The sequence below is a fragment of the Kitasatospora sp. NPDC056184 genome, from assembly GCF_042268405.1.
In the GTDB taxonomy this organism is placed as follows: Bacteria; Actinomycetota; Actinomycetes; order Streptomycetales; family Streptomycetaceae; genus Kitasatospora.
Genome location: NZ_JBHJUI010000037.1, coordinates 26,010 through 38,673, shown reverse-complemented (window position 1 = coordinate 38,673; position 12,664 = coordinate 26,010). Strand labels below are relative to the sequence as shown.

General features: G+C 75.3%; 13 protein-coding genes. 9 read left to right on the top strand and 4 right to left on the bottom strand.

Annotated elements, in window-relative coordinates; all coding sequences use genetic code 11:
* Nucleotides 1–106: 106 nt before the first annotated feature.
* The 3 genes from ACFC0B_RS38260 to ACFC0B_RS38250 are packed head-to-tail and all read left to right on the top strand — an operon-like array spanning nt 107 to nt 2,609.
* Nucleotides 107–1,414, top strand: coding sequence for a CapA family protein (locus ACFC0B_RS38260; protein WP_376097278.1), 1,308 nt, complete (start codon nt 107–109; stop codon nt 1,412–1,414).
* Nucleotides 1,415–1,473: 59 nt separating this feature from the next.
* Entirely contained in the window at nt 1,474–2,034 is a 561-nt protein-coding gene (locus ACFC0B_RS38255; RefSeq protein WP_376097275.1) for an NUDIX domain-containing protein, read from the top strand.
* Nucleotides 2,031–2,609: a class IV adenylate cyclase gene (locus tag ACFC0B_RS38250; protein WP_376097272.1), complete on the top strand. Its 579-nt coding sequence runs from the start codon at nt 2,031–2,033 to the stop codon at nt 2,607–2,609. Before ACFC0B_RS38255 ends, ACFC0B_RS38250 begins: the two co-directional genes overlap by 4 nt.
* Before the next feature lie 7 nt (nt 2,610–2,616).
* Here the strand turns inward: ACFC0B_RS38250 and ACFC0B_RS38245 are convergent, their stop codons facing one another.
* From ACFC0B_RS38245 to ACFC0B_RS38235, 3 genes are all read right to left on the bottom strand, one after another.
* The gene (locus ACFC0B_RS38245) at nt 2,617–3,318 is read right to left on the bottom strand and encodes a siderophore-interacting protein (RefSeq protein WP_376097269.1); all 702 of its coding nucleotides are present in this window, start codon (nt 3,316–3,318) and stop codon (nt 2,617–2,619) included.
* Between the two features lie 201 nt (nt 3,319–3,519).
* Nucleotides 3,520–4,209, bottom strand: a complete 690-nt coding sequence (locus ACFC0B_RS38240; RefSeq protein ID WP_376097266.1) for a TetR/AcrR family transcriptional regulator — start codon at nt 4,207–4,209, stop codon at nt 3,520–3,522.
* Between the two features lie 4 nt (nt 4,210–4,213).
* Complete coding sequence (locus tag ACFC0B_RS38235) at nt 4,214–5,452, bottom strand: MFS transporter (protein WP_376097263.1); 1,239 nt, start codon at nt 5,450–5,452, stop codon at nt 4,214–4,216.
* Nucleotides 5,453–5,703: 251 nt separating this feature from the next.
* Here ACFC0B_RS38235 and ACFC0B_RS38230 point away from each other — a divergent pair, with 251 nt between their 5' ends.
* The 6 genes from ACFC0B_RS38230 to ACFC0B_RS38205 all read left to right on the top strand — a co-directional run bounded on the left by ACFC0B_RS38230 (nt 5,704) and on the right by ACFC0B_RS38205 (nt 11,385).
* Nucleotides 5,704–6,537 carry a 2,3-dihydro-2,3-dihydroxybenzoate dehydrogenase gene (locus tag ACFC0B_RS38230; RefSeq protein WP_376097260.1) on the top strand — a complete coding sequence of 278 codons (834 nt, stop codon included), beginning with the start codon at nt 5,704–5,706 and terminating at the stop codon, nt 6,535–6,537.
* A gap of 177 nt (nt 6,538–6,714) precedes the next feature.
* On the top strand, nt 6,715–7,917 hold the full coding sequence (gene dhbC, locus ACFC0B_RS38225; RefSeq protein ID WP_376097335.1) for an isochorismate synthase DhbC: 1,203 nt from the start codon (nt 6,715–6,717) through the stop codon (nt 7,915–7,917).
* A 53-nt stretch (nt 7,918–7,970) separates the two neighbouring features.
* Nucleotides 7,971–9,650 carry a (2,3-dihydroxybenzoyl)adenylate synthase gene (locus tag ACFC0B_RS38220; protein WP_376097333.1) on the top strand — a complete coding sequence of 560 codons (1,680 nt, stop codon included), beginning with the start codon at nt 7,971–7,973 and terminating at the stop codon, nt 9,648–9,650.
* 87 nt (nt 9,651–9,737) lie between these two features.
* On the top strand, nt 9,738–10,370 hold the full coding sequence (locus ACFC0B_RS38215; RefSeq protein ID WP_376097257.1) for an isochorismatase family protein: 633 nt from the start codon (nt 9,738–9,740) through the stop codon (nt 10,368–10,370).
* A 5-nt stretch (nt 10,371–10,375) separates the two neighbouring features.
* Nucleotides 10,376–10,600, top strand: a complete 225-nt coding sequence (locus ACFC0B_RS38210; RefSeq protein WP_030391815.1) for a phosphopantetheine-binding protein — start codon at nt 10,376–10,378, stop codon at nt 10,598–10,600.
* On the top strand, nt 10,600–11,385 hold the full coding sequence (locus ACFC0B_RS38205; RefSeq protein ID WP_376097254.1) for an AMP-binding protein: 786 nt from the start codon (nt 10,600–10,602) through the stop codon (nt 11,383–11,385). Before ACFC0B_RS38210 ends, ACFC0B_RS38205 begins: the two co-directional genes overlap by 1 nt.
* A gap of 106 nt (nt 11,386–11,491) precedes the next feature.
* Here the strand turns inward: ACFC0B_RS38205 and ACFC0B_RS38200 are convergent, their stop codons facing one another.
* Complete coding sequence (locus tag ACFC0B_RS38200) at nt 11,492–12,649, bottom strand: M20 family metallopeptidase (RefSeq protein WP_376097251.1); 1,158 nt, start codon at nt 12,647–12,649, stop codon at nt 11,492–11,494.
* Nucleotides 12,650–12,664 lie beyond the last annotated feature (15 nt).

Below are 12,664 nucleotides of genomic sequence, written 5' to 3'. Positions count from 1 at the left end.
TCGAACACCGGGCGACGGGCCGGTATCGGTTGTGGAGGCAGGGCGAAGGGGGCGCGGGGGAGTGGCGTAGGCTGACCGCTTCCGGACCGACCTTGGGGGAGCACACATGCGCCGTGCCGCGGCCGCCGTCGCCCTGCTGCTGGGGCTGATACCCGTGGCCGCCTGCGGACCGGACGACCCCGATCCGGCCACCGTCAAGGCCTCCAAGTCCGCCAAGGCGGCGGCCGACGCGGCCGCCGGAAAGGCCTCCCCGGGCGCCTCCGACTCCTCCGGTGACCAGGCGTCCGGCGACGGTACGGCGCCCCGCCCCGACGGCAGCATCACGGTGGCGTTCGCGGGGGACGTCCACTTCGAGGGCCGCACCGAGGCCCGGCTCGCCGTGCAGCCGCCCGAGACGGCGCTCGGCCCGATCGCCAAGACCCTCTCCGCCGCCGACCTGTCCGTGCTCAACCTGGAGACCGCGATCACCGACCGCGGCGCCCCCGAGCCGAAGACGTACACCTTCCGCACCTCGCCCAAGGCGCTCACCGCGCTCAAGGACTCCGGCGTCGACGTCGTCTCGCTCGCCAACAACCACGCCGTCGACTTCGGCGCCGACGGCCTCACCGACACCCTCGCCGCGAAGGCCTCCTCGCCCGTCCCGATCGTCGGTTTCGGCCGCAACGCCCAGGAGGCGTATGCCCCGTACGTCACCACCGTGCGCGGGGTGAAGGTCGCGGTGGTCGCGGCCAGCCAGGTCGAGGACCTCACCAACCAGAAGTGGCGGGCCGGCGCGAACAAGCCCGGCATCGCCTCGGCACTGGACACCGCCGCCCTGCTCAAGGCGGTCGGGGAGGCGAAGCGGCAGGCACCGGTGGTGCTCGTCTACCTGCACTGGGGCGACGAGGGCAAGGCCTGCCCGACCGGCGCGCAGACCGCCGTCGCCAAGAAGCTCGCCGCCGCGGGCGCGACCGCCGTGGTCGGCACGCACGCGCACACCATGCTCGGCGCCGGCATGATCGGGGACACCTACATCGGGTACGGCTTCGGCAACTTCCTCTGGTACGGCACCTCCAACTACGCCAACTCCAACGAGAGCGGCGTCACCACGCTGACCGTCAGCCCGGCGGGCAAGGTGCTCGGCGAGGCGTTCGCCCCGGCGACGATCGACGACAAGGGCGTGCCGGTGCCGCAGTCCGGTGCCGAGGCCGCGGCCGCGCTCAAGCGCCGTGACGGGCTGCGCGGCTGCACGGGCCTCGCCCCCGTCCCCGGCGCAACCGCGGCCCCGGGCACGGCCGTCGCCCCGGGCGCCGCTTCCGTCCCGGGCGCCGCTTCCGCCCCGGGCGCCGCTTCCGCCCCGGGCGCCGCTTCCGCCCCGGGCACCGCGCGGACCCCTGCGTCCACGCCCACCCGCACCCCCGCCGCCTCGCGCTGAGCACACGCCGGAAGGCGTGAGAGGGTCGGGGGACGATCGGCGTACGGAGGGTGCGGGCAGTGGCGGAGTGGGCGGTGCGCGGGCGGCGGCAGGTGTACGGGTCGCCGTGGGTGGAGCTCTGGCTGGACGACGTGGAGATCCCCGGCGTCGGCCGGGTCGACCACCACGTGGTGCGGATGCCGAAGGAGTGCGCCAACGCCGTGGTGACGGACGGGGACGGGCGCTACCTGATGCTGTACCGGCACCGCTTCATCACCGGCCGCTGGGGGTGGGAGCTGCCCTCCGGCTGGGTGGAACCCGGGGAGGACCCGGCGGAGGCGGCCGCCCGCGAGGTCGAGGAGGAGACCGGCTGGCGGCCGGGCGAGGTCGTGCCGCTGACGCGGCTGGACGCCATGGCGGGGATCTCCACGATGCACTTCCACTGCTTCCACGCCACCGGCGCGACCCGGATCGGCGAGCCGGTGGACCGGGCGGAGGCGAGCCGGGTGGAGTGGCTGCCCGAGGCCGAGGTGGTGAAGCTGCTGGCGACGGGCGAGGTGGCCGAGGGCGCCTCGCTCGCGGCCCTCTCGTACTTCCTGGGCCCGTACCGGCTGGCGGCACACCGCGGCGGCCAAGGGTGATCGAGGCGGAGCTGAAGGCGCTCCTGCGCGAACCCGACGCGGTGCTGCGCCGGTTGGAGGACGCGTACGGCCCGGGGCGCGTCGAGGTGTACCGGGACACCTACTACGACACGCCGGACGGGCAACTCGCAGCTTATGACCGTGAGTTGCGCATCCGTGAGGTGGCCGGAGCGGACGGCGGACGGACGGTGCTGCTCACCTACAAGGGCGCCCGGGTGGACGAGGCGTCCGGGTCCAAGCCGGAGCACGAGACCTGGGTGGCCGACGGTGAGGCCGCGCACGCGATCGTGCGCGGCCTCGGCCACCGGCCCGGCCTCGTCTTCGAAAAGCGCTGCCGCACCTACGCGTTCGAGCGCGAGGGCCGCCGGGTCCTCGCCACGCTGGTGCGGGTGGCCGAGCTCGACGGGGTGTTCCTGGAGGTCGAGACGGCCGCGGCGGACGAGCGCGAGCTGCCCGCCGCGCTCGCCGCCGTCCGGGCGGTGCTGGCCGGGCTCGGGGTGGCGGAGGGTGACCTGACCACCGAGCTGTACACCGACGCCGTCGCGGCCGCCAGGATTCGCAGGCAAGGAATATGAGGATGCGTCAGCCCTTGTGGTCGGCCTCGCCGAGCTTCCAGTAGCCCTTGCTGTGGACGTGTTCGCGCGGCAGCGCCCAGTCGGTGAGCAGATGGCGGCGCACGGTCGCCACCGCGTGGGCCTCGCCCGCCAGCCAGGCCGCGGTGCCGGGCGGCAGGTCGGTGGTGAGCAGGGTGTCGGAGAGCGTGCGGCCCTTCGGCAGGCCCGAATGGCGGGGCAGCCAGTGGACGGTCAGGCCGGTCCGCTCGGGCAGTGGCAGGGCGGACCCGGTGGCGTCGGCGACCTCGACGAACAGCGAGACCGGGACGGTCGGCGGGAGGTCGTCGAGGATGGTGAGCGCGGCGGGCAGGGCGCTCTCGTCGGCGGCGAGCAGCACGTGCGCGGCGCCGTCGAAGGCGGGGCGGCGGCCGCGCGGTCCGGCCAGCCGGGCCGCGTCGCCGGGCCGGGCGATCTCGGCCCAGCGGGAGAGCGGACCGTTGCCGTGCAGGACGACGTCGATGTCCACCTCGCGTTCGGCGGGGCGGTGGTGGCGGATGGTGTAGGCCCGGGAGTGGCCCTCGGGAAGATCCAACTTGACCCACTGGGTGGGGTGTTCGATGACGAGGGTGTCCAGGGTGGGGCCGGCGAAGGTGAGCCGGACCAGGGAGGGAGTGAGCGGGGTGACGGCGGTGACCCGCACGTCGTAGGTCGGCCGGGGGCGACGGAACACGATGACTCCTGGCGGGGATCCGGTGGCGCCGGCAATGGGCCCGGAGGTGGACACGGGCCGGGGTCGGCGCGGGATGCGGCGAACGGGGTGGGAGAGCGGAATCGGGAAAGCGGAATCAGGAAAGCCGAGTCGGGGGAGCGGAATCAGGAAAGCCGAGTCGGGGGAGCGGAGTCGGGGAAGCGGAGCCGGGGGAGCGGCGCGTCAGCGCGGCAGGTGCTGGTCGAGCAGCGCGTCGACGAATGCCGCGTCCAGCGGGCGGCGCAGCACCAGGGCGCGGTGGTAGAGCGGGGCGAGCAGGGCGTCCAGCAGTGCGGCGGCCTCGTCGATGCCGGGGTCGTCCGCGGTGAGCCCGAGGCAGGCGACGGTGTGCGCGACATCCCGGGCACGCAGCTCGTCCAGGAATCCGTCATGCAGCAACGCGGCGGTCCGGGCGTCCAGTTGGGCGTGGCCGAGGAGCGCCTGGAGGACCTGGCCGGCCGGTTCGGTGCCCAGGAAGGCCGCGAACCGGTGCACGTAGGCGCGCAGGTCGGCCGGGTCGCACGGCGTGTCGGAGGGCCAGGCCAGGGCGGTGCCGGCGTCCAGGACGAGGTTGTCGAAGAGGATGTCGACCTTGGACTTCCACCACCGGTAGATGGTCTGCTTGGCGACCCCGGCGGCGGCCGCGATGCCCTCGATGGTGAGGCCCTCGAAGCCCTGCTCCACCAGGAGGTCGTCGGCGGCGTTCAGCACCGCCAGGCGCGCGGCCTCGCTGCGCCGTCCGGTGCCGCCGGAGGCGGCGGACGCACGGCCGCCGACGGCGCGGCTTCCGGTGGCGGGGCGGGGCTGGGCGGCGATGGCGTGCTGGTCCTTGTCCGGGGGCGGCTGCGGGCCGGTGGCGATGGTCGCGGCCATCCTCTCACGCCCCCTCGGGGCGCGCGGACGACACCCGCCCGGCCCCGCCCGGCCGCCGGACCAGCCCGGCCGCGATCACCAGCGCCAGCACGGCGACCACGCCGCTGAAGGCGACCCCGCCGGTCCGCAGGCCGGTCTCCCGGACGAGCACGCCCACGCCGATCACGGGCAGCGAGAGCATGGTGAACAGCACCGCGAAGAAGGCGGAGACGGTCTCGCCGCGCTGCTGCGGCGCGACCCCGCCGTTGATGGTGCCCAGCCCGGTGCCGATGGCCGTGCCGGTGGCGAGGCCGTTGACGCACGCGCCGAGCAGTAGCGGCGGCAGCGTCCCGCCGAGCAGCGCGCCGGCGACGAGTGCGGCGGCCAGCACCAGTCCGGCGCAGGCCAGCGGGAGCGCGCGGGCCGGCGGCAGGACGCGGACCAGGAGCTGTCCGACGGCGATGGAGAGGAACGCCAGTGCGACCACGAGGCCGGTCAGCGCGTGGTGGTGCAGGTCGAGCACGGTGGCCAGGAAGAGCCCGCTGACCGCCGTCAGCACGCCGGTGACGGCGAATCCGGCGCCTCCGGCGAGCGCGGCGCGCAGGAACGCGGGGCGGATCGCGGGCGGCACGTGCAGCGGCTGGAGGCGCAGCCGGAACCGGGAGGCGGCGCGGACCTCGGCGGGCACGGTCTCGGGAACGGCGAGCAGGCCGAGCAGGGCGACGCCGGTGAGGACGAGCGTCACCGTCCAGGGGAGCCGCAGCGGCGAGCCGGCCCATTCGGCGAGGATGCCGGCGAACAGGGTGCCGCCGGCCAGGCCGCCCATGTTGGCGCCGAGCGCCACGGTCTGGGCGCGCAGGCGGTGCTCCGGCGGGGCGAGGTCGAGCAGGGCGGCGGTGGCGGAGCCGGTGACCAGGGCGGCGCCGAATCCGGAGAGGACGCGTCCGGCGAGCAGCCAGGGCAGCCAGTCGGCGGCCTCGAACAGCCCGGCCGCGGCCGCGGCGAGCAGCAGGGCGGTGACCATCACGGGCCGTCGGCCGATCTGGTCGGAGAGCCAGCCGAGGGCGAGCAGTCCGGCGACGACGCCGAGCGCGTAGACGGCGAAGATCACGGTGACGGTGAACGTCGAGAAGCCGAAGGCGTGCTGGTAGAGCGGGTAGAGCGGGGTCGGGACGGTGGTGCCGGCCATGGTGACCCAGAAGGCGAGGGCCACGGCGGCCGGGGCGAACCGGCTGCCGGGGAGGCGGGGCGGGGCGGAGGGCACGGTTGCTCCTCTGGGGGGCGAAGGAAGGTGAGCGCTGCGGAAGGGGCGGTCGGAGCCGCCGGGCGCGAAAGTGGACGCAACGTTGCGTCTCGATGAGACCGTAACACTGGACGCAACGTTGCGTCTACATTCACCGTCATGGGGGGTGGAGAGCCCCGTTCGGCCCGAGCGGGCGGAGTTGACGATGCCGCAGGAGCCGTCCGGCCTCGCGCGACCCCTCGGCGGACCCGAACAACTGTGTTAGGTTAGCCTTGCCTAATGTTGCTGGTCGGAGGGGATTTTCAGTGCAGCAGTCCGAACTCGCCGGCTCCGTTGCGATCGTCACCGGAGCCGGGCAGGGCATCGGCGCGGCGGTGACGCGCGCGCTCGTCGCCGCCGGCGCCGTCGTCGCCGCGGCCGACCGCAACCCCGGTCCGCTGACCGCCCTCGCGGACGAACTGTCGGGCCGTCCGGACGCGCACGGCCCCGTCCACCCCTACCTGCTGGACGTCGCCGACGCCGCCGCCGTCGAGTCCACCGTCGACCTGATCGAGGATCAACTGGGCCCGGTCGGCATCCTGGTGAACGTCGCCGGAATCCTGCGCGCCGCCCCGGCGATCGAGCTGAGCGACCAGGACTGGGCCGACACCTTCGCCGTCAACACCACCGGCGTCTTCCACACCTCCCGCGCCGTCGGGCGGCGGATGGCCGGGCGCGGCGGCGGCGTCATCGTCACCGTCGGCTCCAACGCCGCGGGCGTGCCGCGCACCGGGATGGCCGCCTACGCGGCCTCCAAGGCGGCGGCCACCATGTTCACCCGCTGCCTCGGCCTGGAACTCGGCCGCTCCGGGGTGCGCTGCAACATCGTCTCGCCCGGTTCCACCGACACCGAGATGCAGCGCGCGCTCTGGCACGACGACGCCGCGGCCGCCGAGCAGCGCGTCATCGACGGCGACCCCGGCAGCTACCGGGTCGGCATCCCGCTCGGCCGGATCGCCCAACCCGCCGACATCGCCGAGGCGGTGGCCTTCCTGGTCTCCGACCGCGCCCGCCACATCACCATGCACGACCTCTACGTGGACGGCGGCGCCACCCTGCGCGCCTGACACCCCGGCAGTCCGGGCACCCGGACGACCACGCGGGCCGCACCCCGGGACGAGCAGCGCCCGGACCGCCGCCCCACCCGGGCCGCGCACCCCCACCGGGGCGCGCGCCGCCCGAACCCCGCCACCCGCCGGCCGCCGCGACGAGCGACGCCCGGCGACCACTCGCAGACTGGGAGAATCCAGGTGACCACGGTGCACCACGCCCCCGCCGGGACGGACCACACCGTCATCGGCGCGGCCAGCGGGCTGCTGGGCCAGTATCGGGCCGCGCCCGACGAGGCGTTCTTCGCCTCCCCGACCCGCACGCTGCTCGCCGAGGGCGTGCACGCCCGGGTGCCCCAGGACGGGCGTCCGCTGGCCGACCGGGTCGCCGACACCCTCGCCCGGGCCCGCCGGGACGGCATCGAACACCCGCTGGTGGTGGGCGCGGTGGCGTTCGACCACGACAGCCGGGCCGAACTCGCCGTCCCCGCCCGGCTGCGCACCAGCGGCGCGCTGCGCGACGACCCGCTGATCGCGCTGCCCGCCCCGGCCGCCGACCGGATCGACTGGGACGTCCGCCCGCTGCCCGCCCCCGAGGCCTACGGCGCCGGCGTCGCCGAGGCCGTCGAGCGGCTCCAGGGCGGCGAGTTGAGCAAGGTGGTGCTCGCCCGCACCCTGGAACTGCACGCCGACCGCCCGCTCGACCTGCCCGCGATCCTCCAGCGCCTCGCCCGCCGCGACCCCGGCGGCTACACCTTCGGCGTCCCGGCCGGCGGCGGCCGCACCCTCATCGGCGCCAGCCCCGAACTGCTGCTCTCGCGCCGCGGCACCGCCGTCGTCGCCAACCCGCTGGCCGGCTCGGTGCCGCGCAGCGCCGACCTCGGCGAGGACGTCCGCCGCGCCGCCGCGCTGCTGGAGTCCCCCAAGGACCTCCACGAGCACGCCTTCGTGGTGGACGCCATCCGCACCGCGCTCGCGCCCTACTGCCGCACCCTGGACGTGCCGGAGCGGCCCACCCTGGTGCGCACCGCCGCGATGTGGCACCTGGCCACCACCATCACCGCCGAGCTGGCCGACCCGGCGGTCTCCGCCCTGGAGCTGGCCGTCGCGCTGCACCCGACCCCGGCCGTCTGCGGCAGCCCCACGCCGCTCGCCCGCGAGGCCATCCGCGCGATCGAGCCCTTCGACCGGGGCCTGTACGCGGGCATGGTCGGCTGGGGCGACGCGGACGGCGACGGCGAGTGGGTCGTCACCCTGCGCTGCGCCGAGGCCGACGAGCGGACCCTGCGGGTGTTCGCCGGCGCGGGCGTCGTCGCCGAGTCCCGGCCCGAGGCCGAACTCGCCGAGACCAGCGCCAAGTTCCGTACCTTCCTGGACGCCGCGGGAGTTCCGCGGTGAGCGACCTGACCACCCCGGGGGCCCTCGTGACCGAACCGCTCGACCTCGACCCGATGGAGCGGGTGCTCGCCGGATTCACGCCGTACCCGGCGGAGTTCGCCGAGCGCTACCGGGCCGCCGGCCACTGGCGCGGCGAGACCTTCGGCTCGATGCTGCGCGAGCGCGCCGCCGCCCACCCCGACCGGATCGCCGTCGTCGACCCGGCGGGCGGGCCCGGCGAGGACCCCACCCGCCGCTGGACGTACGCCGAACTCGACCGCCGTGCCGACCGGATGGCCGCCGGGCTGCGTGCCCGCGGCATCGGCCGGGGCGACCGCGTGGTGGTCCAGCTCCCCAACACCGCCGAGTTCTTCGAGGTGGTCTTCGGGCTGTTCCGGATCGGAGCCCTGCCGGTCTTCGCGCTGCCCGCGCACCGCTACACCGAGATCTCCTACTTCTGCGCCTTCACCGAGGCCGTCGGCTACGTCGTCCCGGCCGTCGAGGGCGGCTTCGACTTCCGCGAACTCGCCACCCGGGTCCGGGCGGAGACGCCGTCGCTGCGGCACGTCCTGGTCGTCGGCGGGGACGCCGGCGAGCACACGCCGCTGGCCGAGGTCCCCGCGGACCCCTCCCCGGCCGAGGGACCCGAGCCGCAGCCGGGGGACGTCGCGTTCCTCCAGTTGTCCGGCGGCAGCACCGGGGTGCCCAAGCTCATCCCGCGCACCCACGACGACTACATCTACTCGCTGCGCGGCTCGGTCGAGCTCTGCGGCCAGGACGAGCGCAGCGTCTACCTGGTGGCGCTGCCCGCCGCGCACAACTTCCCGCTCAGCTCGCCGGGTTCGCTCGGCACGCTGTACGCGGGCGGCCGGGTGGTGCTCTGCCCGCAGCCCAGCCCCGAGACGGCGTTCCCGCTGATCGAGCGCGAGGGCGTGACCATCACCGGCCTGGTGCCGCCGCTGGCGCTGCTCTGGCTGGAGGCCGCCGAGCGGCGCCGGGAGGCCGGCGGGCCGACCGGGCTGGAGAGCCTGGAGGTGCTGCTGGTCGGCGGCGCCAAGTTCAGCGAGGAAGCGGCCCGGCGGGTGCGCCCGGTGCTGGGCTGCACCCTCCAGCAGGTGTTCGGGATGGCCGAGGGCCTGGTCAACTACACCCGGCTGGACGACCCCGAGGAGGTCATCGTCACCACCCAGGGGCGGCCGATCTCCCCGGACGACGAGGTGCGGGTCGTCGACGACCAGGACGACGACCTGCCCGACGGCGCCACTGGCCACCTGCTCACCCGCGGCCCGTACACCATCCGCGGCTACTGGAACGCGCCCGAGCACAACGCCGGTTCGTTCACCCCGGACGGCTTCTACCGCACCGGCGACCTGGTCCGCCGCACGGAGACCGGCCACCTGGTGGTCGAGGGGCGGGCCAAGGACCAGATCAACCGGGGCGGTGAGAAGGTCGCCGCCGAGGAGATCGAGAACCACCTGCTGGCCCACCCGGCCGTGCACGACGCGGCCGTGGTCTCGATGCCCGACCCCTACCTCGGCGAGCGCACCTGCGCCTACGTCGTGCTGCGCGAGGAGCACCGCGCGCGGCCGCCGAAGTCCGTCGAGCTGAAGCGCTTCGTGCGGCAGCGCGGGCTGGCCGACTTCAAGGTGCCGGACCGCGTCGAGTTCGTCGACGCCTTCCCCGCCACCGGCATCGGCAAGGTCAGCAAGAAGGACCTGCGCGCCGCCATCGCCGCCAACCTCGCCACGCCCTGAGCCCACAGAGCCCCCTGAACTCCCAAGGCTGAGGGCTCCCCTCACCGAACTCCCCGAATTTCCTGACACAGCTAAGGACGCACCGCCGTGGGCCTGCCCCGCATCCCCTCCTATCCGATGCCCGCCGCCACCGACCTGCCGGCCAACCGGGTCGACTGGACGGTCGACCCGTCCCGGGCCGTGCTGCTGGTGCACGACCTGCAGAACCACTTCCTGAACGCCTTCGACACGGCGGCCGCGCCGGTCACCGAGCTGTTCGCCAACATCAACCGGCTGCGCGCCTGGGCCGCCGAGCACGGCGTGCCCGTCGTCTACTCGGCGCAGCCGGGCGGCCAGACCCCCGAACAGCGCGGTCTCCAGCAGGACTTCTGGGGCCCGGGCATCCCGGACGACCCGCGGGCCGCGGCGATCGCCGACGCCGTCGCCCCGGCCGAGGGCGACCTCCTGCTCACCAAGTGGAAGTACAGCGCCTTCGTCCGCACCGACCTGGACGAGCTGCTGCGCGAGCAGGGCCGCGACGAGCTGGTGATCACCGGCGTCTACGCGCACATCGGCGTTCAGGCCACCGCCTGCGACGCCTGGATGCGCGACGTGCGGGCCTTCGTGGTGGCCGACGCGGTCGCCGACTTCGGCGCGGACGAGCACCGCGCCGCGCTCACCTGGGTGGCCGGGCGCTGCGGCGTGGTCACCTCCACCGACGCCGTACTGGAAGGGAAGTGACGGGCATGGCCTTCACCGTGGAGCGGATCCGGGCCGAGGTCGCCGACCTGCTCGGCGAGGACCCGGCGGACATCCCGCTGGACGAGAACCTGGCCGACTGGGGCCTGGACTCGGTGCGGCTGATGGCGCTGGCCGAGCGCTGGCGCGCCGAGGGTGCCGAGGTGGCCTTTCTGCAGCTGGCGGAGCGCCCGGCCGTCGAGGCCTGGGCCGAGCTGCTCGGCGCGTCCTGATGGAGCCCGGTACGGGGCCGGAGCGGCCCGCGCGGGCGCAGCGGTGGCCGGCGACCACGGCGATCGGCCCGATCGAGGCACAGGCCGCCCGGACGCCGCACGCCCCGGCGCTGCTGCCGGTCGGCGAGGCGCCGGTGAGCTACGGCGAACTGAACGCCGCGGCCAACCGGATGGCGCGCTGCCTGGCGGACCGCGGCGCCCGCCCCGGTACGGTCGTCGGCCTCTCGCTCACCCGCCCGGTCGACCTCGTGCCGGCGCTGCTGGCGGTGGCCAAGTCGGGGGCGGCGTACCTGCCGCTGGACCCGGACGACGCACCGGGGCGGCTGTCCTGGCTGCTGGCGGACGCGGCGCCGGTCTGTGTACTGGGGGAGGGGGTGCCGACCGCCGAGCGGCCGGCCGCAGCCGAACTGGCGGGCCGGGCGGTCACCGACCCGCCGCGGGCGCTCACCCCGCAGCACCCGCTCTGCCGGGCGTACGGCCCGGGCGGGCGGCCGTTGGGGGTGTGGACGACCCACGCCGAGGTGGACCGCCGGGTGCGCGAGCTGCAGGCCTCGTACGGGCTGGGCCCGGGCGACCGGGTGCTCCAACTGGGTCTTCCGCTGTGGGAGTTCCTCTGGCCGCTGCGGACCGGGGCGGCGCTGGTGCTGGCCGATCCGGACCGGCCGGGGGAGGTCGGGGAGCTGGTCCGCGACGCCGGGGTGACCGCCCTGCGCGCCGCGCCGGCGGTGCTCGGCGAGCTGCTGCCCGAGCCGGGACCGGTGCACCTGGTCCCGGAGCGGGGCTGACGGCCGCCGACTGACAGCTGACAGATTTCAGCTGACAGATAACAGCTGACAGAGTCTGAAATCTGTCAGCTGTTATCTGTCAGTCGTCAGTTGTCAGCCCCGGCCGTCACCGCCGAGCCGCCGCGAAGTCCGCCGCCGTCCACGCCATGGCGACGGCGCCCTCCACGATCGCCCGGTCCGCCTCCGGTGAGACGGCGGCCTCGGCGAACGCCGCCTCGTGCGGGCCGCAGGCGCCGCCGGTGATGTCCAGCACCGGGTGGATGGCCGGCAGGACGTGCGAGACGTTGCCCATGTCGGTGCAGGCGAACGGCCCGCTCTCGACCGGCTCCGGGCGGCCCACCGCCGCGGCGTTGGCTCGCCACAGGGCGAGCAGCCCGGCGTCGCTGCGAAAGTCCAGGTAGTCCGGCTCGGGCCGGGTCAGCTCGACCTCGCACCCGGTGGCCAGCGCCCCCGCCCGGAAGCAGTCCTCCACCCGGGCGCGCAGCTCCGCGAGGTCCTCGGCCGCCGAGGCGCGGATCTCGTACTCCGCGGCGGCGCTGTCGGGGATGAGGTTGGGAGCCGTCCCGGCCGCCGTGGTGATGCCGTGCACCCGCCAGTGCGGCGGCAGCTGCTGGCGCAGCAGCCCGAGGGCGACCTGCGCGACGGTGAGCGCGTCGGCGGCGTTGCGGCCCTCGTGCGGGTTGAGGCTCGGGTGGGCGGCGCGGCCGGTGTAGCGGACGGAGAGGGTGCCGAGCGCGAAGGAGTGGAAGTCGGCGACCTCCACCGGACAGGGGTGGACCATCATCGCGGCGTCCACGCCCTCGAAGGCGCCCGCCTCCAGCAGCAGGGCCTTGCCGGCCCCGCGCTCCTCGGCCGGGGCGCCGATCACCCGGACGGTGAGCCCGAGCCGGTCCGCGTGCGGGGCCAGGCCGAGCGCGGCGCCGAGGCCGGCGGCGGCGATCAGGTTGTGGCCGCAGGCGTGGCCGAGGCCGGGCAGCGCGTCGTACTCGCAGACCACGGCGACAGTGACCGGTCCGGTGCCCAGGCGTGCGTCGAAGGCGGTGGGCAGGCCGTGCGCGCCCGGCGTGACGGCGTAGCCGTGGGCGTGCAGCAGGTCGGCGCACCACTCGGCGGCCTGGTGCTCCTCGAACGCGGTCTCCGGGTGGGCGTGGATGCGGCGGCTGAGCGCGAGCAGCTCGTCCCGGTGGGCGAGGACGCGCTCGCGCACCGCCTCCTTCAGCCCGGGGTCGGCCACGGCCGGCTCGCTCGCGTTCAGGGGGGACATCGGCGCCTCCGGGGG